General features: G+C 75.5%; 20 protein-coding genes. 14 read left to right on the top strand and 6 right to left on the bottom strand.

All coding sequences use genetic code 11. The annotated features are described in order from the left end of the window. The first annotated feature begins 26 nt into the window (after positions 1–26). From ACI78U_RS21335 to ACI78U_RS21325, 3 genes are all read left to right on the top strand, one after another. Positions 27–1,277, top strand: a complete 1,251-nt coding sequence (locus ACI78U_RS21335) for an ATP-binding protein (RefSeq protein ID WP_456877402.1) — start codon at positions 27–29, stop codon at positions 1,275–1,277. Continuing rightward, complete coding sequence (locus ACI78U_RS21330) at positions 1,274–1,933, top strand: response regulator (protein ID WP_456877401.1); 660 nt, start codon at positions 1,274–1,276, stop codon at positions 1,931–1,933. Before ACI78U_RS21335 ends, ACI78U_RS21330 begins: the two co-directional genes overlap by 4 nt. A gap of 341 nt (positions 1,934–2,274) precedes the next feature. Then, on the top strand, positions 2,275–3,861 hold the full coding sequence (locus ACI78U_RS21325) for a M28 family peptidase (RefSeq protein WP_456877400.1): 1,587 nt from the start codon (positions 2,275–2,277) through the stop codon (positions 3,859–3,861). A 55-nt stretch (positions 3,862–3,916) separates the two neighbouring features. Here ACI78U_RS21325 and ACI78U_RS21320 read toward each other — a convergent pair whose 3' ends face one another. From ACI78U_RS21320 to ACI78U_RS21310, 3 genes are all read right to left on the bottom strand, one after another. Beyond that, complete coding sequence (locus ACI78U_RS21320) at positions 3,917–4,651, bottom strand: PIG-L deacetylase family protein (protein WP_456877399.1); 735 nt, start codon at positions 4,649–4,651, stop codon at positions 3,917–3,919. Between the two features lie 80 nt (positions 4,652–4,731). Beyond that, a complete protein-coding gene (locus tag ACI78U_RS21315) occupies positions 4,732–5,604 on the bottom strand; it encodes an RNA polymerase sigma-70 factor (protein ID WP_456877398.1) in 873 nt (290 codons plus the stop codon). Next, the gene (locus ACI78U_RS21310; protein ID WP_456877397.1) at positions 5,601–6,173 is read right to left on the bottom strand and encodes a carboxymuconolactone decarboxylase family protein; all 573 of its coding nucleotides are present in this window, start codon (positions 6,171–6,173) and stop codon (positions 5,601–5,603) included. Before ACI78U_RS21310 ends, ACI78U_RS21315 begins: the two co-directional genes overlap by 4 nt. 161 nt (positions 6,174–6,334) lie before the next feature. On the opposite strand from ACI78U_RS21310, the gene ACI78U_RS21305 reads away from it, so the two are divergent. Beyond that, entirely contained in the window at positions 6,335–6,739 is a 405-nt protein-coding gene (locus ACI78U_RS21305; RefSeq protein WP_456877396.1) for a YybH family protein, read from the top strand. Between the two features lie 9 nt (positions 6,740–6,748). Here the strand turns inward: ACI78U_RS21305 and ACI78U_RS21300 are convergent, their stop codons facing one another. Next, a complete protein-coding gene (locus ACI78U_RS21300) occupies positions 6,749–7,240 on the bottom strand; it encodes a chorismate mutase (protein ID WP_456877395.1) in 492 nt (163 codons plus the stop codon). 43 nt (positions 7,241–7,283) lie between these two features. Here ACI78U_RS21300 and pcrA point away from each other — a divergent pair, with 43 nt between their 5' ends. Next, entirely contained in the window at positions 7,284–9,575 is a 2,292-nt protein-coding gene (gene pcrA, locus ACI78U_RS21295; protein ID WP_456877394.1) for a DNA helicase PcrA, read from the top strand. 207 nt (positions 9,576–9,782) lie between these two features. On the opposite strand, the gene ACI78U_RS21290 is transcribed toward pcrA, so the two are convergent. Both ACI78U_RS21290 and ACI78U_RS21285 read right to left on the bottom strand, forming a co-directional pair. Continuing rightward, positions 9,783–10,670: a M23 family metallopeptidase gene (locus ACI78U_RS21290; RefSeq protein ID WP_456877393.1), complete on the bottom strand. Its 888-nt coding sequence runs from the start codon at positions 10,668–10,670 to the stop codon at positions 9,783–9,785. Between the two features lie 198 nt (positions 10,671–10,868). After that, entirely contained in the window at positions 10,869–11,690 is an 822-nt protein-coding gene (locus ACI78U_RS21285) for a lipase family alpha/beta hydrolase (protein ID WP_456877392.1), read from the bottom strand. 284 nt (positions 11,691–11,974) lie between these two features. Here ACI78U_RS21285 and ACI78U_RS21280 point away from each other — a divergent pair, with 284 nt between their 5' ends. The 9 genes from ACI78U_RS21280 (at position 11,975) to ACI78U_RS21240 (ending at position 21,467) form a co-directional block, all read left to right on the top strand. Continuing rightward, positions 11,975–13,099: a hypothetical protein gene (locus ACI78U_RS21280; protein ID WP_456877391.1), complete on the top strand. Its 1,125-nt coding sequence runs from the start codon at positions 11,975–11,977 to the stop codon at positions 13,097–13,099. Continuing rightward, complete coding sequence (locus tag ACI78U_RS21275) at positions 13,096–13,461, top strand: methylmalonyl-CoA mutase (protein WP_456877390.1); 366 nt, start codon at positions 13,096–13,098, stop codon at positions 13,459–13,461. The genes ACI78U_RS21280 and ACI78U_RS21275 overlap by 4 nt, the downstream gene beginning before the upstream one ends. A gap of 126 nt (positions 13,462–13,587) precedes the next feature. After that, positions 13,588–14,748, top strand: a complete 1,161-nt coding sequence (gene sucC, locus ACI78U_RS21270; RefSeq protein WP_456877389.1) for an ADP-forming succinate--CoA ligase subunit beta — start codon at positions 13,588–13,590, stop codon at positions 14,746–14,748. Between the two features lie 26 nt (positions 14,749–14,774). Further along, entirely contained in the window at positions 14,775–15,662 is an 888-nt protein-coding gene (sucD, locus tag ACI78U_RS21265) for a succinate--CoA ligase subunit alpha (RefSeq protein WP_456877388.1), read from the top strand. Continuing rightward, a complete protein-coding gene (locus ACI78U_RS21260; protein ID WP_456877387.1) occupies positions 15,659–16,063 on the top strand; it encodes a RidA family protein in 405 nt (134 codons plus the stop codon). Before sucD ends, ACI78U_RS21260 begins: the two co-directional genes overlap by 4 nt. Before the next feature lie 150 nt (positions 16,064–16,213). Further along, a complete protein-coding gene (locus ACI78U_RS21255) occupies positions 16,214–17,299 on the top strand; it encodes a hypothetical protein (RefSeq protein ID WP_456877386.1) in 1,086 nt (361 codons plus the stop codon). A gap of 143 nt (positions 17,300–17,442) precedes the next feature. Beyond that, a complete protein-coding gene (locus tag ACI78U_RS21250) occupies positions 17,443–18,639 on the top strand; it encodes a cell division protein PerM (RefSeq protein WP_456877385.1) in 1,197 nt (398 codons plus the stop codon). A 42-nt stretch (positions 18,640–18,681) separates the two neighbouring features. Beyond that, a complete protein-coding gene (gene purH, locus ACI78U_RS21245) occupies positions 18,682–20,841 on the top strand; it encodes a bifunctional phosphoribosylaminoimidazolecarboxamide formyltransferase/IMP cyclohydrolase (RefSeq protein WP_456877384.1) in 2,160 nt (719 codons plus the stop codon). Continuing rightward, positions 20,838–21,467: a pentapeptide repeat-containing protein gene (locus ACI78U_RS21240; RefSeq protein WP_456877383.1), complete on the top strand. Its 630-nt coding sequence runs from the start codon at positions 20,838–20,840 to the stop codon at positions 21,465–21,467. The genes purH and ACI78U_RS21240 overlap by 4 nt, the downstream gene beginning before the upstream one ends. The last annotated feature ends 69 nt before the right edge of the window (positions 21,468–21,536 follow it).

Raw genomic sequence — 21,536 nt, 5'->3', positions numbered from 1 at the left:
TGGCCGCGCGGTGCGACGATTCCACCGTGACCAGGACCGTGCCGACCCCTGCGGGCGGGCTGACGACCGGTGCGCCCGCCGCGGCCGCTCCGCCGGCGCCGAGCCCCGGCGCGCCCCCCGCCGTCCCCGCGCCGCCCCAGCGGCCTCCGCTGGTCCGGCCCCGCTCGGGCCGGATGCTGGCCGGCGTGGCGGCGGGGACGGCGGCGCACCTGCGCGCCGACCCGCTGCTCGTCCGGGCGCTGTTCGTCGCGCTCGCGGTGACCGGTGTCGGCCTCGTGGTCTATCCGGTGCTGTGGTTCTTCATGCCGCTGGGCGAGGTGAGCCCGGACGCGGCCGCGGAGCCCAGCCGCCGGCAGACCATCGGGATGGTGCTGCTCGGCCTCGGTGCGCTGTTCCTGGTCACCAACCTCGCCACCTGGGGCAACAGCGAGCTCATCGCCCCGCTGCTGCTGGTCGGGGGCGGTCTCGCCGTCATCTGGCGGCAGCTCGACACCGACCGCACCCTCGCCCGGCCCGGCGTCCGCTGGGTGCTGGCCGGCGGCGCGACCCTCGCCGCGCTCGGCCTGCTGCTCCTGCTGGCCACCACCGGCCAGCTCGCCGCCGCCCGCAACGGCTTCGTCGCGACGCTGGTCATCCTCGTGGGCGTCGTGCTGGCCACCGCGCCGTTCTGGCGCCGGCTGCTCGACTCCCGCGAGGAGGAGCGCACCGCCCGGATCCGCTCCGAGGAGCGGGCCGCCGTCGCCGCGCACCTGCACGACTCGGTGCTGCAGACCCTCGCGCTCATCCAGCGCAACGCCGGCGACCAGCAGGCCGTCGCCCGGCTGGCCCGCAGCCAGGAGCGCGAGCTGCGCAGCTGGCTCTACGAGCCCGCGGTCGCGGCCGGCGGCACCTGGGCGGGTCTGGTGTCGGACATGGTCGCCGAGGTCGAGGGCGACCACGCGCTCACCGTCGACCCGGTCGTCGTCGGCGACGCCCCGGTCGACGACGCCCTGGCCGCGCTGGGCGCGGCCACCCGCGAGGCGCTGCTCAACGCGGCCAAGCACGCCGGCGTGGCCTCGGCCGACCTCTACACCGAGGTGACGCAGGAGCAGGTGTCGGTGTTCGTCCGCGACCGCGGCGCCGGGTTCGACCCGGCCACGGTGCCCATCGACCGGCGCGGGCTGCGCGACTCGGTGACCGGCCGGGTGATCCGGCTCGGCGGGACGGCCGCGGTCCGCTCCGCGCCCGGCGAGGGCACCGAGGTCGAGCTCGTGCTGCCGCGCGAGGCCGCGGCGTGAGCGTGCCCACCGTCTACCTGGTCGACGACCACGCGATGGTCCGCGCCGGGGTGCGCCACGAGCTCGGCGACGCGGTCACCGTCGTCGGGGAGGCCGCCGACGCCGACGCCGCGATCGCCGGCATCCGGGCCGCCGTCCCCGACGTCGTGCTGCTCGACGTCCACCTGCCCGGCGGCGGGGGGCGCGCGGTGCTCGAGGCGCTGCGGGCCGAGCTGCCGGAGGTGCGGTGGCTGGCGCTGTCGGTGTCCGACGCCGCCGAGGACGTCATCGCGGTGATCCGGGCCGGCGCCCGCGGGTACGTCACGAAGACCATCTCCGGGCCCGAGTTGCGCGCCGCGGTGCAGCGGGTGGCCGAGGGCGACGTCGTCTTCAGCCCGCGGCTGGCCGGGTTCGTGCTGGACGCCTTCGCCGCGACCTCGCCGTCGGCCCCGCAGCCGGAGGACCCGGCCACCGACCCCGGACTCGACCTGCTCAGCGCCCGCGAGCGCGAGGTCATGCAGTTGCTGGCGCGCGGCTACACCTACCGGGAGATCGGCTCGCGCCTGTTCATCTCGGTGAAGACGGTGGAGTCGCACGCGTCGAACGTGCTGCGCAAGCTGCAGCTGTCCAACCGCAACGAGCTCACCCGCTGGGCGGCGACCAACCGGCTCCTCTGAGCCGACCGGGGGCAGCTCACCGTCCCCTGACGGTGACCCAGCGTGAGACCTCCGGCCGAGGCGTGTCCTGCGTCACACTGCGTCATCTCGCCTGGCCGGATCGCTTCCCAGCCGCCTCCCAGGATCCTCGCAGACTGCCCCCGCACCCAGTGCCGGTCGGCGACCGGCCCTGTACGGGCTGTGCTCCCGAGGCCATCCTCACCCGCGTCGAGCACCGGAACGCGTCCGTCGGTCACAGGAGCCCGGCGGACCTGACGAGGGGGAACGGGATGGCACATCCACGTACGGGGTCCGGGAGGACCGGCAGGAGAGTCGTCGCTGCGGGCGCAGGCGGGTTGCTGATGGCCCTCGCCCTGCCCGCGACCACCGCGGTCGCGGCACCGGGCGGTGGCTGGCCCCACTGGGGTGGGTGCGAGAACCGCAGCAACAACACCTACGAGAAGCTCCTCCAGTGCGTGACGCTCGAGGGCGTCACGGAGCACCTCCAGGCCTTCCAGGACATCGCCACGAAGAGCGACGACCCGGTCTACCCCGGCACCCGCGCCGCCGGAACGGAGGGCTACGCGAAGAGCGTCGAGTACGTCTCCGGCCTCCTGGAGGAGGCAGGGTACGAGGTGACGCTGGACCCGGTGGAGATCACGTTCCAGTACCCGGCCGTGCTGCGCCAGCTCACGCCGGTGGAGGCGGAGTACGAGACCGGCGCGTTCAGCGGCAGCGTCTCCGGTACGGTCGAAGGCCAGGTCATCCCGGTCGACCTCAACCTCGAGACCGGTCCCGAGGCGGTGTCGACCAGCGGCTGCGAGGCCGAGGACTTCGCCGGACTGGACTTCAGCGGTCCTGCTGACATCGCGCTCATCCAGCGCGGCACCTGCACCTTCGGCACCAAGGCGCAGAACGCCGACGTGGCCGGCGCCGAGGCGGTGATCATCTTCAACCAGGGCAACACGCCTGACCGGGTGGAGTTGTTCATCGGGGACGCCACGACCCTCGAGGACCAGGTCACTCCCGCCCAGTACGACATCCCCGTCGTGGGGGCGAGTTACGAGGACGGCGTCGCGCTGACGCAGGAAGGGTCCACCGCGTACGTCGAGGCGCTGTCGGAGACCCGTACCGACTACAACGTCGTCGCCGAGCTCGAGGGCAAGAACGAGGACAACGTCGTCATGGCCGGTGCCCACCTCGACAGCGTCATCGAGGGCCCGGGGATCAACGACAACGGCTCCGGCTCCGCCGCGCTGCTGGAGACGGCGTTGCTCATGGCCAACCTGAACCCGGGGAACACGCTGCGGTTCGCCTGGTGGGCGGCCGAGGAGCAGGGCCTCGTCGGTTCCACGGACTACGTCGAGGGCCTGTCGCAGGAGGAGCGCGACCGGATCGCGCTGTACATGAACTACGACATGGTCGGTTCGCCGAACTACGTCTTCATGGTGTACGACGCCGACGAGTCCACCTTCCCGGCGCCCGAGGGCGTGCCGATCCCCGAGGGCTCGGAGGCCATCGAGGACGTCTACGAGTCGTACTACACCCTCATCGGGGAGCCGTACGACGACACGGAGTTCTCCGGCCGGAGCGACTACGAGGCGTTCATCTTCGCCGGCATCCCGTCGAGCGGACTGTTCACCGGCGCCGAGGAGATCAAGACCGACGAGCAGGCGGAGATCTGGGGCGGCACGCCGGGCGAGCAGTTCGACCCGTGCTACCACGAGGCGTGCGACACGATCGAGAACCTCGACCCGCACGCGCTCGACGTGAACAGCGACCTGATCGCCTTCGCCATGCTGACGTTCGCCTACTCCACGGAGTCCGTGAACGGCGTGCCGGGCAAGGACGTCCCGGGCCGGCCCTTCGAGCTGCCGGAGCCCGCCGGCCCCGAGGGCACGTTCGTCGAGGAGGGGGGCGGCGGACTGGGTCACCAGCACGACGCCTGATCCTCCGGGGAGCGGGGTCGGTCCTCCGGGGCCGGCCCCGTTCCCGTGTCCGCGGTCAGGCCGTGTGGACGACGTGGAAGGCCTCGGCGAGTCGGCCCTCGGGGAGGCCGAAGCGGCGGGCGGTCTGGGTCATCCAGCCGGTGAGGAAGCCCTCGAGGTCCTCCACGTGGCCGACCTGCGAGACGTGGCTCTTGAGCGCCGCGAACTTCAGCTCGACGACGTCGGTGACGTCGACGGCGTGGTCGGCCCGCGGGCTGGCCCCCAGCCACACCTCCGACACCGTCCACGCCTCGAGCCCCTCCTCGGCGAGCAGCTCGGGGAAGGCGAACGGGTTGCGGGCGTCGGGGTAGACCGCGCGCAGCGTCGACTCGCCCACCGTCATGTGGTCGGGGTGGCTGGCGCCGATCCGCTCCCAGAAGCGCTCCGGCGAGCTGGTCAGGACCCGCTGCGGGCGGACCTGGCGGATCACCCGGGAGATGTCGCGGCGCAGGTCGAGGGTCAGCTCCAGCCGGCCGTCGGGGTAGCCGAGGAAGCGGACGTCGGTGACGCCGACGGCGGCCGCGGCGGCGCGCTGCTCCTCCTGGCGGAGCGGGCCCATCCGGTCGCGCGGCGTCTCGTCGAACCCGCCGGCGTCGCCGTCGGTGACGATGCAGTAGGTGACCTCGGTACCGGCGGCGGTCCAGGTGGCGACCGTCCCGGCGCTGCCGAAGTCGACGTCGTCGGGGTGGGCGAGCACGCACAGGACGCGCTCGACGTGCGCGGCGGGCTCCGGAGGCGGGGGCGCGGTCACCCGGCGGAGCCTAGTGAAGGACCCTCCTGCCCCCCGCCACTCGCCCGCTCGCGGCGGGCCCCTGCAGGAGGGCCGTTCCGTCACCTCACCAGACCCGCCAGCTTGTCCGGGTTGAGCACCACGAGGACCTGGTGGACCAGCCCGTCGGTCACGACCAGCGACACCGCGACGTACGGCCCGGCGTCGGTCCACGCCGCCACCCCGGGCCGGCCGTTGACCTCCGCGACGTCCAGCCGCAGGCCGGGCAGCGAGGTTCCTCCGGGGATGACCGCGGCGAGGAACCGGGCCACCTTGCCCGCCCCAGCGATCGGCCGCAGCGCCGCCCTCGTCCGGCCGCCTCCGTCGGTGACCAGCACTGCGCCGGGGGCCAGCGCGGCCAGCAGCGCGTCGACGTCGCCGCCGAGGCACGCGGCCAGGAAGCGCTCGGTGACCTCCCGGTGGGCCCGCCGGTCGGCGTCGAACCGGGGCCGTCGGGCGGCCACGTGCTCCCGGGCGCGGTGCCCGAGCTGCCGGACGGCGGCCTCCGAGCGGCCGAGCACGGCGGCCACCTCACCGGCCGGCATCCCGAACGCCTCGCGCAGGACGAACACGGCCCGCTCGGCCGGGGACAGGCTCTCCAGGACGACGAGCAGGGCCAGCGACACCTCCTCGCCGAGCACCGCCTCGTCGGCCGGGTCGCCGGCCTGCCCGGTGAGCAGCGGCTCGGGCAGCCACGGGCCGACGTAGGTCTCCCGGCGCGCGCGGGCGGAGTCCAGCCGGTCCAGCGCCAGCCGGGTCACCACCCGCACGAGGTAGGCGCGCGGGTCGCCGACGTCGTCCCGCCCGGCGGCCGACCAGCGCAGCCAGGCGTCCTGGACGACGTCCTCGGCGTCGGCGACGCTGCCCAGCATCCGGTAGGCGACGGTGAACAGCAGCCGCCGGTGCGCGGCGAAGACGGGCAGCGGGTCGGTCATGCGCGCGCCGGGAGCTCGCAGCGGTCCCGGAAGCCCTGGCTGTGCAGGCCCAGGGCGCTGTTGGTGCGGGCCCGGCTGTTCTCCACGGCGACCATCGTCGTCAGCTCGACCAGGGCGGCGTCGTCGAGGTCGCGGCGCAGCGCGGCGACCATCTCGTCGGTGACGCCCATCGGCGTGGTGCTCATGGCCTCGGCGTACTCCACCACCCGCCGCTCGAGGTCGGTGAGCACCCCGTCGTCGTCGCGCCAGGTCGGGACGGCGCGCAGCTTGGCCGGGTCCACGCCCTCCTGGCTGGTCACCCACCAGCCGAAGTCGACGCACCAGGAGCAGCCGACGGTCACCGCCGCCGACATGACGGCGAGCGCCTTGAGGGTGGGGTCGAGCCGGTCCCACCGGGACAGGGCCTGCTCGTGGCGGAGCTGGGTGACCAGCAGCCGCGGGTGGTGTCCCATCGCGGCCGCGGGGGTGAGCGTCGCGCCGAACCTGCGGCGCGAGTACCAGTCGACGGCGCGCGTGACCAGGGTGCGCGGCGGGTCGAGCGGGATGCGGGCGGTGCCGGTCTCGGTCATGGCGGCGTCCTCTCCGTCGGGGGTCGTCATGGAGACGACGCAGCCCTCCGCGGTGTGACACGCGGTCCGGGGTTCCGCCGGGGACGGGTCGGGCGGACCCTGGCGGTCCACGGGGGCGGGTGCACGACGGGCCGCGCCGGCCCGTCGGGGGAGGAGCAGACGTGGACCCTGCACTGTCCCGGGCGCTGGACCGGGTCGCGGACGGCCTCGCCGCCATGGGCGCCGGCAACCCCGGTCCCTACGCGGCCTGCTGGGCGGACTCACCCGACGTGACGCTGTTCGGCGCCTGGGGGCCGATCGAGAGGGGGCACCACGCCGTCACCAAGACCCTCGACTGGGTGGGCAGCCGCTTCAGCGACGGCCGGCTCGTGCCGCGCTACGAGGTGGTCGACGTCAGCGGGGACCTCGCCTACACGGTCGGCTCGGAGCAGGGGACCGTCCGCGTCGACGGCGGGGAACCGCGGGACATGACGATCCGGGTGACGCACGTGTACCGGCGGATCGAGGGCGACTGGTGGCTGGTCCACCGGCACGCCGACTTCCCGCCCACCGACCAGCGGCCCTGATCGGGTCCCTCACAGGCGGCCGCGGCCCTGGCGCAGCAGCAGCATCCCGAGCGCCGCGCCGTCGGCGCCGAGGGCCTCCTGGAAGCGGGCGAGCACCTGCTTCTCGCGGGACAGCGACAGCCGGGTGCCGCCGGTGGCGCGGCGCAGCTCACCGATCTCCTGCGAGACGGCCAGCCGGTGCTGCACGAGCCGGATCAGCTCGGCGTCGCAGGCGTCGATCTCGCCACGCAGCTCGGCGATGCGGCCGTCGGCGTCGGGGTCGGCGGGGGCGGGGGTGCGGGTGGCGCTCATCTCGGTCTCCTGGCGGGGCGGTGTGACCGTCGGACCCCGGGAGCGAGAAACGCCCCGGGCTCCTCGGGCCCGGGGCGTTCGTTGCGGCGGCTGCTCAGCCGGCGGCGACGGACACCGGAACCCGGTGCCCGTAGGAAAAGCTGGAGGTGGCGAGCAGCACGTCGGGAGTGTGCCACAGCGCCACGGGCGACCGCCACGGGCGACCGCCACGGCGGACGGGACCGTCGCCCGTCCGAACTACAGTGGTGTGTCTATGAGCAGCGTGCAGCAGGCCCTCCCCGGAACCGCCGCGCTCCAGCGTTCCGCTCCCGGCTCGGCCGGCCGGGAACTGGACCGCATGCTGGCCGGGCTCAACGGCCCCCAGCGTCAGGCCGTCGTCCACGAGGGCGGTCCGCTGCTCATCGTCGCCGGCGCCGGCTCGGGCAAGACCCGCGTGCTCACCCACCGCATCGCCTACCTGCTCGGCGCCCGCGGGGTGCAGCCCGGCGAGGTCCTGGCGATCACCTTCACCAACAAGGCCGCCGGCGAGATGAAGGAGCGCGTGGCGCAGCTGGTGGGGCCGCGCGCCCGCGCCATGTGGGTGTCGACGTTCCACTCCATGTGCGTGCGCGTCCTGCGCGCCGAGGCCGCCAAGCTGGGCCTGAAGTCGTCGTTCACGATCTACGACCAGGGCGACTCCGTGCGCCTGATGACCATGGTCGCCCGCGACCTCGACCTCGACGCCAAGCGCTACCCCGGCCGCAGCCTGGCCGCCCAGGTGTCGAACCTGAAGAACGAGCTCGTCGACGAGGAGTCGTTCAGCCCCCAGACGGCGCCGGAGAAGGTGCTCAAGGAGGCCTACACGCTCTACCAGCGGCGGCTGCGCGAGGCGCACGCGCTGGACTTCGACGACCTGATCATGACGACGGTCAACCTGCTGCAGGCCTTCCCCGACGTCGCCGAGCACTACCGCCGTCGCTTCCGGCACGTGCTGGTCGACGAGTACCAGGACACCAACCACGCGCAGTACGTGCTGGTCCGCGAGCTGGTGGGCACCGGTGAGGGGCCGGTCCCGCCGGCCGAGCTGTGCGTCGTCGGCGACGCCGACCAGTCGATCTACGCCTTCCGCGGCGCGACGATCCGCAACATCGACGAGTTCGAGCGCGACTACCCGCAGGCCACGACGATCCTGCTGGAGCAGAACTACCGCTCCACCCAGCGGATCCTCAAGGCGGCCAACACCGTCATCGCGAAGAACACCGGCCGCCGCGCCAAGAACCTGTGGACCGACGCCGGCGACGGCGAGCTGATCGAGGGCTACGTCGCGGAGAACGAGCACGACGAGGCCGCCTGGGTGGCCGAGCAGATCGACGCGCTGGTCGACGCCGGCAGGGCCCGGCCCGCCGACATCGCCGTCTTCTACCGGACCAACAACGCCTCCCGGGTGTTCGAGGAGGTGTTCATCCGCGTCGGCATGCCCTACAAGGTCGTCGGCGGGGTGCGCTTCTACGAGCGCAAGGAGGTCCGCGACGCGCTGGCCTACCTCCGGGTGGTCGCCAACCCGGCCGACGTCGTCAGCCTCCGCCGGGTGATCAACACCCCCAAGCGCGGCATCGGCGACAAGGCCGAGTCCTGCATCGAGCAGTTCGCCGACCGGGAGCGGATCGCCTTCCCCACGGCGCTGCGCCGCTGCCCGGAGATCACCACGCTCGCGCCGCGCTCGCTCAAGGCACTGCAGGACTTCGTCGCGCTGCTGGAGGAGTTCGAGCAGCTGGTCGAGACCGGCTCGGGCCCCGCGGCGCTGCTGGAGAGCATCCTCGACCGCACCGGCTACCTCGCCGAGCTGGAGGCGAGCACCGACCCGCAGGACGAGGGCCGCGTCGACAACCTCAACGAGTTGATCTCGGTGGCCGCGGAGTTCGAGGCGGCCAACCCCGGCGGCACGGTCACCGACTTCCTCGAGCAGGTGTCGCTGGTCGCCGACGCCGACCAGATCCCCGTCTCCGGCGACGAGGCCGGCGTCGTCACGCTGATGACGCTGCACACGGCCAAGGGGCTGGAGTTCCCCGTGGTCTTCCTGACCGGGCTCGAGGACGGCGTCTTCCCGCACCTGCGCGCGCTCGGCGACCCGAAGGAGCTGGAGGAGGAGCGGCGGCTGGCCTACGTGGGCATCACCCGCGCCCGGCAGCGGCTGTTCCTCTCCCGCGCCACGGTGCGCACCAGCTGGGGGCAGCCGGCCTACAACCCGCCGTCGCGGTTCCTCGACGAGCTGCCGGCCGACGCCGTGCACTGGGCGCGCACCGACCCGCTGCCGGCGCCGAGCACCGGGTCGGCCCAGCAGCGGGTGGCGGCCACCGGGCTGTCCACCGGCGGGTTGCGTGGCGGCCGGGGCAACCGGGCGGTCATCTCCGTCGAGGTGGGCGACCGCGTCAGCCACGACGCCTTCGGGCTGGGCACCGTGGTCGAGGTCAGCGGCGTCGGCGACAAGGCGCAGGCCACGGTCGACTTCGGCTCGGGCGGCACCAAGCGGCTCGTGCTGCGCTACGCCCCCCTCGTCAAGCTCTAGCGCGGGCCTCTGCGGGTCCTGCTCGTGGGGGGGGGGGGGGGGCCCCCCGGCGCCCCACCCGCGGCAAAACGCGCACGACTCGCTTCTATGGCCCGCCGCCCGCCCCCCCCACACACCGCTCCTGGGGCGGGGCGGGGGGGGCGGGCCCCGCCCGCCCCCCCCCCCCCCCCCCCCCCCCCCACGCAGGAGGAACACGCGCAATGCGGGTCAGATCGTGACGCCGCGCTCGGCCAGGAACTCCTCGGGGTCGATCGGCCGGCCGCTGATGCCACCGCGGTGGATCTGGTAGTGCAGGTGGGGGCCGGTCGACTGGCCCTCGTTGCCGATCTTCGCGATCTGGTCGCCCGCGTGCACGATGTCGCCGGCCCGGACGTCGTAGTAGCGCATGTGCCCGTAGACGTGCACGTTGCCCTCGGGGTCCTGGATGTAGACGGCGTTGCCGTAGCCGGAGGCGCGGCCCGCGCGCAGGACCACGCCGTCGGTGGCCGAGTAGATCGGCGTCCCGAGCGCGTTGGCCAGGTCGATGCCGTAGTGCATCGAGCCCCAGCGCATGCAGAAGCAGGTGGTCATCCGGCCCGTCGCCGGCAGCACCGTCTCCGGCTCGCGGGCCGCGCGCGAGGCGGCGAGCTCGGAGAGCCGGACGGCGGCCTCGGCCTGGGTGATGCCGAGCCGGACGCCGGCGTCGTCGATGTCCCCGGTGAAGCCGATGTCGGCGGCGCCGAGCCCGTAGTCGGCGGCGGTGGCCGTGCCGGAGCCGGCCGGGCTGCCGGTGAACCCCGGGACGGCGGCCACGAGCGCGCCGGCCACCAGCGCGGCCAGCCACAGCGCGCCGCGCCGGCCGGGCGGGCGGCGCACGGAGCGGCGGGCGGCGGGACGGGTCCCGGTGTCCGCGGGTGCGGGTGCGGGTGCGGGGACGGCGTCGGTCGCGACGTCGGCCGCGGGGGCAGCCGGCGCCGCGGCGGCGCGCCGGGTGGTCCGGGCGGGCAGGACGGCGGCGGGGGGCACCGGGGCCACCGGGCGGAGGCCGGGGATGCGACCGGTCGCCTCCGGCTCGGCCGACGCACGGCCGGCCGCGGAGTCCACGAGCGCGGTCACCCAGTTCCCCTTCGTCCACGCTCCCGGGGACCGCGGGGTGCGGCGGCCCGTCGGAGGAGCGACGGCGGTGGAGGCGCCCGGGGGCGCCCGCCGGTGGGTACCGGCACCGTGATCGGACCGTAACGTTCCGTCAGGTCGTTGCCGGGGAAGCCACGTCGCGTGTCGTCATGTCTCCGGACCGTGACCGGCCGGGCGGGCTCAGGCGACGGCGGCCGCCGTCGGCGACTCCGGCGCCGCCGTGCGCAACCCGGCGAGCGTGGCCGCCACCTCGTCGACGACGCCGCGGTGGAAGGGCAGCGACATGTGCCCCAGGCCGCGGACGAGCACGTTGCGCGCCCGCAGGTCGGGGTGGTCGCACCGGCCGTTGCGGGTGGGGATGACCAGCTGGTCGAGGTCGCTGTAGACGGCGGTCATCCGGGTGTCCCAGTCCGGGGCCGGTGCGGCGAGCTCCTGCAGCACCGCCGACCCCGGCCGCAGCTGGCGGACCATCGGCGTGGGCAGCAGGTGGGCGAGCACGGACCCGCCGTGCGGCGTGCCCAGCGTCACCAGCGACTCGACCCGGCGACCGCCGCCCTGCAGCTGCACGTAGTGCCGGGCGATGAGCCCGCCGAGGCTGTGGCCGACGACGTGCACGCGCTCGTGCCCCGTCTGCGCGCAGATCCGCTCGACGTGCTCGCCGAGGTCGCGGGCGCCCTGCGCGACGTCACCGAGCAGCGGGCTGTAGTTCCAGGTGCACACCTGCGCGAAGCCCCGGCGGCGCAGGCCGCGGCGCATGAGCGCGAACACCGAGCGGTTGTCGACCAGGCCGTGGACGAGGAGGACGGGGATGCGTGCGGCCAGCGGATCGGCGGCGAACAGCGCCCGGACGGCGGGGGGCTGCTCGCCGGGGCGGCAGCGCTCGTCGGGCCGCAGCACCTCGGTCCACGTGCCGAGCGGGTACATGAGCACGTGCGCGCCGACCCACGCCAGCTCGGTCAGTCCGCCGGCGACCGTCGTCGGTGTCGCGAGGGCCCGCAGCACGTCCCGTGGCGTCCCGGGGAGGGCCTCGGGGGTGTGCGACTCTGGACGAGACCCCGGGCCGGCGGTCGAGTGCATGGACGTGCCCTTCCCGTTCGTCGGCCCGGAACGGGTCGGGGTCCCGTCGGCGGCCGGAGCACACCGCTGTGCTCCGTTCACAGGACGGTAATGCCCCCGTGTGGCAGCGGTCACACGACCGGATCCCGCGTCTCGACGAGATCGAGGCCGATCTGTGACACATCTCGACGAAGACGCCCTCCACACTGCTCGACGACGAAGGGGGACCCGTGGCCGGCCCGGAGCGCACCACCCGTGACGACCGGGCGCGCGGCGTGACCGCCCGGCGCTCCGCTGCCGTGGCGGGGAGCGACCGGCGCCCCGCCTCCGCGGCCCGGCCCGACCGGCGCGGCGCGGGCGGCCGCGGCCCCGCCGACCGCCGCGTCCCGGCCGCCGCGAGCCGTGCCGCGGTGGCCGGGCCCGCCGTCGCCGGCGACGGTCTCGTCGTCGGGGACGTCCCGCCCGCCGCCCGGGTCGCCGGCGTCCTCCTGGTGCTCGCCGGCCTCGCCGGTCTGGCCGCGCTGTTTCCCACCTACCTGGTCGTCGGCGGCCGCGACCTGACCCTCGGCGGCGGGATCGGCGGGGTGCTGGCCGGCCTGGTCGTCCCGGTCACCTCGGTCGCCGTCGGCACGGGGCTGGCCGCCGGCCGGGTGCCGCGGCTGGGGCTGGCCTACGCCGGCGTCGGCGGCGCGCTGGCGCTCGGTGCGCTGTTCATCGAGGTGTACCGGGGCAGCTCGTCCACGGTGCGGCCCGGCATCGAGGTGCTCGCCGGGGAGCGGGTGCTGACCAGCTCCGTGGACGCCGGCCCGGGCTGGTGGCTGGCGCTCGCGGCGCTCGGCCTGACCGTGCTCGCCGGTGCCTGCGCCGCCGCGACCTGGGGTCGCACGGTCATGGAGGACCGCGGCTCCCTCGACCCCGCCCGGCCGGGGCTGGCCGGCGCGGCCGTGGTGCTCGGCGTCCTCACCGTCCTCTGCCTGGCCCTGCCGGCCGCCGACGTCCCCGACCGCGTCGTCGACGACCCGGCCACGGGCCTGGAGGTCGTCGTCGAGCAGCAGGGGCCGCAGGCGCTGCTCGAGCGACCGGGCCTGGCCCTGCTCGGGGGCCTGCTGCTCGCCGGCGCCGTCGTCCTGGGATCGGTGCTGGCGCCGTCGCTGCGGCCGCGACTCGCCGCCGTCGGCGGGTTCCTGGCCGTCGCCGCGACCGTGCTGGCCGCGGGCCTGTCGGGCCTGCGCGACGCCGCCGCGTCCGACGAACTGGAGTGGACGGTCCCCGGCGCCGGGCTGCTGGCCGCCGGCCTGGCCTACGCGGTGCTCACCGTCCTGGCCTGGCGGCTGCGCCGGGGCCGCGCCGCGTGACCGACGGCGAGCGGCTGCGGGTCGTCGTCGCGGGGCCCGGCGGCTCCGACGACCCGCGGGCGCTCGTCCTGGCGCGCGCCCTGCGCGACGCCGGCGCGGAGGTGGTGCTCACCGGGGCGACGGCGGCCGACCGGCTGGCCGCGACGGTCGTCCAGGAGGACGCCGACGCCGTCGGGGTCGCCGGCCCCCCGCCCGGACTCCCGGCTGCGCTGCTCGACCGGCTGGCCGCTGCGGGCGTCGACGACGTCACCGCCTTCGTCCTCGGGGGCGCGGACGGGCTGCCCGTCGGCGTGCTGCGCTTCGCCGACGGCACCCCGCCCGGCGACGTGGTCGCGGCGCTGCGCCGCGCCGGCACCCCCTGACCAGCGGGGTCGTCAGGGGCACCCACCCGGTCCCGGGAGCCGCCCGACGGCCCCGCCTGTGACCCGTCCCACCGCCTCCACCGCCGGTGCGGCAGGCCTCCGGCGCGGGGTCTACGGTGCCTGTCCGTGGATCTCTTCGAGTACCAGGCGCGTGACCTGCTGGCCGCGCACGGCGTGCCCGTGCTGCCCGGCGGCGTGGCCGAGACACCCGACCAGGCCGAGGCGATCGCGCGGGAGATCGGTACCCGCGTCGTCGTCAAGGCGCAGGTGAAGACCGGCGGCCGCGGCAAGGCCGGCGGCGTCAAGCTCGCCGACGACGCCGACGAGGCCCGGGCCCGCGCCCAGGACATCCTCGGTCTGGACATCAAGGGGCACGTCACCCACCGCGTGATGGTGGCCCAGGCCAGCGACATCGCCGAGGAGTACTACTTCTCCTACCTCCTCGACCGCGCCAACCGCACCTTCCTGGCGATGGCCAGCGTCGAGGGCGGCATGGAGATCGAGCAGCTCGCCGTCGAGCGCCCCGAGGCCCTGGCCCGCATCCCGGTCGACGCCACGGTCGGCGTGGACGCCGCCAAGGCCGCCGAGATCGTCGACGCCGCCGGGTTCGCCCCCGAGGTGCGCGACCAGGTGATCGCCATCGCCGTCCAGCTGTGGGACGTCTTCAGCACGGAGGACGCCACCCTGGTCGAGGTCAACCCGCTGGCCAAGGCCCCCGACGGCCTCGTCCTCGCGCTCGACGCGAAGGTGAGCCTCGACGAGAACGCCCGCTTCCGGCACGCGGAGCACGAGGCCCTCGAGGACACCGCCGCGGCCGACCCGCTCGAGGCCGCGGCCAAGGAGAAGGACCTCAACTACGTCAAGCTCGAGGGCGAGGTCGGCATCATCGGCAACGGTGCCGGGCTGGTCATGAGCACCCTCGACGTCGTCGCCTACGCCGGCGAGGAGTTCGGCGGCGTCAAGCCGGCCAACTTCCTCGACATCGGTGGCGGCGCCTCGGCCGAGGTCATGGCCAACGGGCTGCACATCATCCTGTCCGACCCGGCCGTGAAGAGCGTCTTCGTCAACGTCTTCGGGGGCATCACCGCGTGCGACGCGGTGGCCAACGGCATCGTGCACGCCCTCGAACTGCTCGGTGACGAGGCGACCAAGCCGCTCGTCGTCCGGCTCGACGGCAACAACGTCGAGGAGGGCCGGCGGATCCTCGCCGAGGCCAACCACCCGCTGGTCACCCTGGTGGACACGATGGACGGCGCCGCGCGCCGGGCCGCCGAGCTCGCCGCCTGATCCGGCCCCAGACAAGGACTGCAGAGATGTCGATCTTCCTCAACGAGAACAGCAAGGTCATCGTCCAGGGCATGACCGGCTCGGAGGGGCGCAAGCACACCCAGCGCATGCTGGCCTCCGGCACCGCGATCGTCGGCGGCGTCAACCCGAAGAAGGCCGGCCAGAGCGTCGACTTCGACGGCGCGAGCGTGCCGGTGTTCGGCAGCGTCGCCGAGGCGGTCAAGGAGACCGGCGCCGACGTCACCGTCGTCTTCGTCCCTCCGGCCGGCGCGAAGGCCGCCGTCATCGAGGCCGTCGACGCCCAGATCGGGCTCGCCGTGGTCATCACCGAGGGCATCCCGGTGCACGACTCCACGTCCTTCTGGGCGCACGCCCAGGGCGGCTCTACCCGCATCATCGGCCCGAACTGCCCCGGCCTGATCAGCCCCGGGCGGTCGAATGCCGGCATCATCCCGGCCAACATCACCAAGCAGGGCCGGATCGGCCTGGTCAGCAAGTCGGGCACGCTGACCTACCAGATGATGTACGAGCTGCGTGACATCGGGTTCTCCACCTGCGTCGGCATCGGCGGCGACCCGGTCATCGGCACCACGCACATCGACTGCCTGCAGGCCTTCCAGGACGACCCGGAGACCGAGGCGATCGTGATGATCGGCGAGATCGGCGGCGACGCCGAGGAGCGCGCCGCGGACTTCATCGAGGCCAACGTCACCAAGCCCGTGGTCGGCTACGTCGCCGGGTTCACCGCTCCCGAGGGCAAGACCATGGGCCACGCCGGCGCGATCGTGTCCGGCTCGGCCGGCACCGCCCAGGCCAAGAAGGAGGCCCTCGAGGCCGCCGGGGTCAGGGTCGGCAAGACGCCGTCGGAGACCGCCCGCCTGATGCGGGAGATCGTCGGCTCCCGGTCGGCGTGAGCCAGCCGGGGGGCGCCCGCCTGGTCCGTACACCGGACCTGGCGGGCGCCCCCTACGCCGACGCGGCCGTCGTGCCGGGTGGCACGCTGGTGCTCACCGCCGGCGCCTGCCCGCTGGACGCCGACGGCGCCACCGTGGCGGCGGGCGACGTCGCGGGGCAGGCCGAGCAGGTGATGGCCAACCTGCGCACGGCGCTGCGGGCGGCCGGAGCCGACCTCGGCGACGTCGTCCGCACGACCGTGTACGTGGCCACGACCCGCCGGGAGGACCTGGTCGCAGCCTCGGACGTCGTCCGCGGAGCGTTGGGCGACCACGACCCGCCCAGCACGCTGCTCGGCGTGGCCGTGCTCGGCCACCCCGGCCAGCAGGTCGAGGTGGAGGCGATCGCCGCGCCCGCCTGAAGGCCGGCCGTCCGACGGTGGCCGCGCCGGTTGCGACGCGGTCACGATCTCGGCCCCGGGGACCGGGCGGTGCGTGGCGAGGTTGCAGGCTGGAGAGCGCGGAGGAGAGCATCCGCGACGCCGTACCGACGTGCCGAGGAGAGCCGAGCGATGACGTCCAGCCAGCCGCCCCAGCAGCCCGGGGGACCCGGGCAGCCGGGTCCGGGCGGTCAGCCGGGGTACGGGCAGCAGCCCCCGCCGTACGGCACACCCCAGGACCACCCGCCGTACGGCCAGTCCCCGTACGGACAGCAGGCCCCCTACGGCCGGCCGCAGCCGGGTCCCCCGGCCCCGCCGTACGGTCAGTCCGCCCCGTACGGGCAGCCCTCGCCCTACGGCCAGCCGCCGTCCTACGGGCAGGCCCCGCCGTACGGGCAGCCGCCCTACGGCGCCCCGCAGGGCCCGCCGCCGCCCCACGGCCAGCCGCCGTTCGGGGCGCACCAGGGTCCGGCGCCGCGTCCGGCCGGGGCCGGGTTCGACCTCAAGCGCCTGAAGGTCGCCGACCACGCCATCGCGGCCGGGACGCTGGCCTACCTCGTCCTCGCGATCCTGCCGTGGGTGGACCTCGAGGGGTACTACTTCGGCGACGACTACGACGTAAACGGGTTCTCGTTCAGCGGGCTGGTCCCGTTCGCCTTCGTCCTCCTCCTCGCCGCGACCGTCTGGGCGGTCCTGCCGGCGTTCACCGACCTGCGTCTGGGCTTCCCGCGCAGCTGGGTCACCGTGGGGCTGACGGGCCTGGCGCTCCTGCTCACGCTGATCGCCTGGATCCAGACCTTCTCGTGGGAGTTCAGCCTCGTCGGCCTGCTCGCGCTCCTCGTCAGCGCGGCCGTCGCCGCGTTCGCCGTCCTCCGGCTCCTGCCCGAGCTGAGGGACAAGCCGGCCCTGACCGGCGGTCTCGCCGGTGCGGCGCAGTGGGCGAACCAGCAGGCCCCCGACTACGGGCGGTCGGCGTCTCCCGGGCCGTCGGCCGACCCCGGCGCCCACGGCCCGCAGCACGGCCGGCCGGGGCAGCCCTGGGACCAGCCGCAGCCGACCCAGCCCCACGGCCAGCCGGCTCCGCAGTACGGCCAGCCGGGGCCCCACGGCCCCTCCTACGGCCAGCCCGGCCCGCAGCACGGCCTGCCGGTCGCCCCGCCGGCCACCGACCCGGGCCGTCCCGGCGGCTCCAGCGCCTCGGGCCAGGGCTCGTCCTGACCCGAGCGCACCTGCGCGCCCCGGGGGGCGCACCCGTCCCGGTGGGGGCCGGCGGCAGCTGCCGCCGGCCCCCACCGGCGTCCGGGGGACCGCTCCGGCGCGTGCGGCGGACAGACGGCGGCCGCGCTTGCGACAGTGGGGACGTGGTCTCCCTGCTGGCACGTCTGCCCCTGCCCGGGCAGCAGGCGCCCGGTGCGCGCCGGGCCGGGTACCCCGTGGCCCTCGCGGCCGCCGCCACCGCCGCGGTGACCGTCCTGGGACTCGTCGGGCTGGGCCTGGCGCTGGTCGTCGTCCAGGCGCTCGACCCGACCGGCGGCCTGCCCGTCGGCGGCTCGGCCCGGGTCGCCGGGCAGCTGTGGCTGCTGGCCAACGGCGGGGGCCTCCGGCTGTCCTCGGGCCCGCTGGTGCTCGCACCGCTGCTGGTCACCCTCGCCGTCGCGTTCGGGCTGGCCCGCGCCGGCCGGGGTGTCGCACGGGTGACCGAACCGCCCGGGCCGGGCGCCGCCGGGGTCGTCGTGGGGACCGGGACCGCCGTCCACGCCCTGCTCGTCGTGCTGGTGGCACTCGCCGTCGACGGGCCCGGTGCGCGCACCGACCTGTTGCGCTGCACGGCCGGCGCGGCGGTCCTCGCCGTCCTCGCCGTCGGCTGGGGCGTGCTGCGGGAGAGCGGCCTGCTCGAGGACCTCCTCGACCGGCTGCCGGGGCGGGCGCGGCCGGTGCTGCCCGCCGTGCTGGCCGGGCTGCTCACCGCCGCCGGGCTGTGCTGCGCGGTGGTCGCCGTCGCCCTGGCCTCCGACGCCGCCGGGTACGCCGCCGTCGCCGGGTCGCTGGGCGGCTCGGGCGCCGGCGTCCTCGGCCTGCTGGGGCTCGGGGCGCTGCTGCTGCCCAACGCGGCCGCCGCCGCGCTCGGGGTGGCCGCCGGGCCCGGCTTCGCGGTCGGCTCCGCGACCGTGGTCTCGGTGCACGGTGTCAGCCTCGGCCCGGTCCCCGCGCTGCCGCTGCTGGCCGCCCTGCCCGACACCCAGGCGGTGCCGCTGCTGGCGTTCGCCTCGCAGGCGGTCCCCGCCCTGGCCGGCCTGGTCACCGGGACCGTGCTCGGCCGCCGGATGACCGACGACGACGGCGGCTCGGTGTCGGCCGGGCTGTGGGGTGTCCTCGCCGGGGTGCTGCTCGGCGTCGCGTGCGGGCTGGCCGTGGCCGTCGCCGGCGGCTCCCTGGGCGACGGCGCGCTGGCCGACGTCGGCGCCCCGCCGTTGGCCACCGGGCTCGCCGTGGCGGTGCAGGCCGGCATCGCCGCCGCCGTCGCCGCGGCCGTCACCCGCTGGCGCGCGTACGACTGACCGGCGCCGTCCCGAGCGGGGGGTCCTCCTAGGATCGGCGGCGTGCCGGCCCCCGTACGTCCCGAGCGGGCGCGGGTCGTGGTGCTGCTGTCGGGCACCGGGTCGCTGTGCGCGTCGCTGCTGGCCGCCGCCGACGACGCCGAGTACCCGGCCGAGGTCGTCGCGGTCGGCAGCGACCGCGACGCCGCCGGGCTGGAGCACGCCCGCCGCCGCGGCCTGCCCACCTTCACGGTGCGGCTGCGCGACTTCCCCGACCGGGCCGCGTGGGACGCCGCGCTGGCCGGCGCGATCGCCGCGCACCACCCCGACTGGGTCGTCTCCGCGGGCTTCATGAAGATCGTCGGCCCCGCCGTCCTGGCCCGGTACGAGGGCCGCCTGGTCAACACCCACCCCGCGCTGCTCCCGGCCTTCCCCGGCGCGCACGCCGTCCGGGACGCGCTCGCCGCCGGTGTGCCGGTCACCGGGAGCACCGTGCACCTGGTCGACGCCGGCGTCGACACCGGTCCCGTGCTGGCCCAGCGCGAGGTGGCGGTGCTGCCCGGCGACGACGAGGACCGCCTGCACGAACGGATCAAGGCCGTGGAGCGCACGCTCCTGGTGGAGACGGTGGCGCGACTCGTCACCGGGACGGAGGCAGCCCCAGTGACCGGAACCGACGACCGCGTCCCCGTCCGCAGGGCCCTGCTCGGCGTGTACGACAAGACCGGCATCGAGGAGCTCGCCCGCGGCCTGGCCGACGTCGGCGTGGAGCTGGTCAGCACCGGTGCGACGGCGCGGCGCATCGCCGACGCCGGCGTCCCGGTCACCCCGGTCGAGCAGGTGACCGACTTCCCGGAGTGCCTCGACGGGCGGGTCAAGACCCTGCACCCCGCGGTGCACGCGGGGATCCTCGCCGACCGGCGCCGGCCCGAGCACCTGCGCCAGCTCGAGGACCTCGGCATCGCCGCGTTCGACCTCGTGGTGGTCAACCTCTACCCGTTCACCGAGACCGTGGCCTCGGGCGCCACGTCGGACGAGTGCGTGGAGCAGATCGACATCGGCGGCCCGGCGATGGTGCGCGCCGCGGCGAAGAACCACCCGTCGGTCGCCGTCGTCGTCGACCCGGCCCGCTACGGCGACGTGCTCGCCGCGGTCGCCGGCGGCGGGTTCACCCTCGCCCAGCGGCAGCGGCTGGCCGCCGCGGCGTTCCGGCACACCGCCACCTACGACATCGCGGTCGCCTCCTGGATGGGCAACGTGCTGGCCCCGGACGACGAGTCGGGCTTCCCGGCGTGGGCCGGTGCCGCGTGGGAGCGCGCCGAGGTGCTGCGCTACGGCGAGAACCCGCACCAGCGGGCGGCGCTCTACCGCAGCGGGCAGCCCGGGCTGGCGCACGCCGAGCAGTTGCACGGCAAGCAGATGTCCTACAACAACTACGTCGACACCGACGCCGCGTGGCGGGCCGCGCACGACCACAACGACCCGTGCGTGGCGATCGTCAAGCACGCCAACCCCTGCGGGATCGCGGTGGGCACCGACGTCGCCGCCGCCCACCGCAAGGCGCACGCCTGCGACCCGGTCTCGGCCTTCGGCGGCGTCATCGCGGCCAACCGCGAGGTCGACCTGGCCATGGCCGAGCAGGTCGCCGGCGTGTTCACCGAGGTCGTCGTCGCGCCGTCGTTCACCGCGGACGCCGTCGAGGTGCTGACGGCGAAGAAGAACATCCGGCTGCTGCGGCTGCCCGAGGCCGGCCGGCCGGCGGTGGAGACGCGGCCGGTCAGCGGGGGGCTGCTGCTGCAGACCGCCGATCGCATCGACGCCGCCGGCGACGACCCCACCACCTGGACCCTCGCCACCGGGGAGCCGCTGGACGCCGCCGGCCTCGACGACCTCGTCTTCGCCTGGCGCAGCGTGCGCGCGGTCCGGTCCAACGCGATCCTGCTCGCCCACGACAAGGCGACCGTCGGCGTGGGCATGGGGCAGGTCAACCGGGTCGACGCCGCCCGGCTCGCGGTGACGCGGGCGGGGGAGCGCGCCGCCGGGTCGGTCGCCGCCTCCGACGCGTTCTTCCCGTTCGCCGACGGCCTGCAGGTGCTCCTCGACGCCGGGGTGCGGGCGGTCGTGCAGCCGGGCGGGTCGGTGCGGGACGAGGAGGTCGTCGCCGCGGCGCGGGCGGCCGGCGTCCCGCTGTACCTGACCGGCACCCGCCACTTCGCGCATTGAGGGGGCGGCCCCACGTCCGCCCGCCGGAGCCGGGGGAGGAGCTCGAGGACGCCGACCTCGCCCGCGTCGACTGGTGGGGCGCCGAGCTCGACGGCGTCACCTTCACCCGCTGCCGCTTCGACGACGCCGACCTCACCGAGCTGGTCACCCGGCGCTGCGTGTTCGACTCCTGCGTGCTGACCGGCGTCCGGATGAGCGGCGCCCGGCACCGCGGCAGCGCGTTCCTCTCCTGCCGGTTCGACCGCGCCCGGCTCATCGACGTCGTCTGGGACGGCTGCAAGCTCACCGGCTCGCAGTTCGTCGGCGCCACGGTGCGGCCGCTGACCAGCACCGACTCGGACTGGAGCTGGACGTCGCTGCGGGGGGTGGACCTCTCGGGCAGCGACCTGTCCGGTCAGCGGTTCCGCGAGGCCGACCTCACCGACGCCGACCTGCGCGAGTGCGACCTCACCGGCGCCGACCTCGACCGCGCCCGGCTGCAGGGGACGAGGCTGCGCGGCTCCGACCTGCGCGGCGCGGCCACCGAGGCCTGGCCGTGGCGGGCGCTGGAACTGACCGGCGTCCGTCTCGACCTCGCCCAGGCCGTCCAGGTGGCCGCGGCCCACGGCGCCCTCGTCGAGGGCTGACCCCGGGGACTTCCGCGGCAGTTCCCGGGCTGGGCTGCAGGGTGGGCGGGGGCCTCTGGCGGCGGAGCC

The organism is Geodermatophilus sp. SYSU D00710 (assembly GCF_054050195.1).
This window is presented reverse-complemented; position numbering and strand designations above follow the sequence as displayed.

Excerpts from the sequence above, each read along its gene's own strand:
- sucD (WP_456877388.1), top strand. The coding sequence starts at position 14,775 with ATGTCGATCTTCCTCAACGAGAACAGCAAGGTCATCGTCCAGGGCATG.
- ACI78U_RS21255 (WP_456877386.1), top strand. The coding sequence starts at position 16,214 with ATGACGTCCAGCCAGCCGCCCCAGCAGCCCGGGGGACCCGGGCAGCCG.
- ACI78U_RS21325 (WP_456877400.1), top strand. The coding sequence starts at position 2,275 with ATGGCCCTCGCCCTGCCCGCGACCACCGCGGTCGCGGCACCGGGCGGT.
- ACI78U_RS21315 (WP_456877398.1), bottom strand. The coding sequence starts at position 5,604 with ATGACCGACCCGCTGCCCGTCTTCGCCGCGCACCGGCGGCTGCTGTTC.
- ACI78U_RS21310 (WP_456877397.1), bottom strand. The coding sequence starts at position 6,173 with ATGACCGAGACCGGCACCGCCCGCATCCCGCTCGACCCGCCGCGCACC.
- pcrA (WP_456877394.1), top strand. The coding sequence starts at position 7,284 with ATGAGCAGCGTGCAGCAGGCCCTCCCCGGAACCGCCGCGCTCCAGCGT.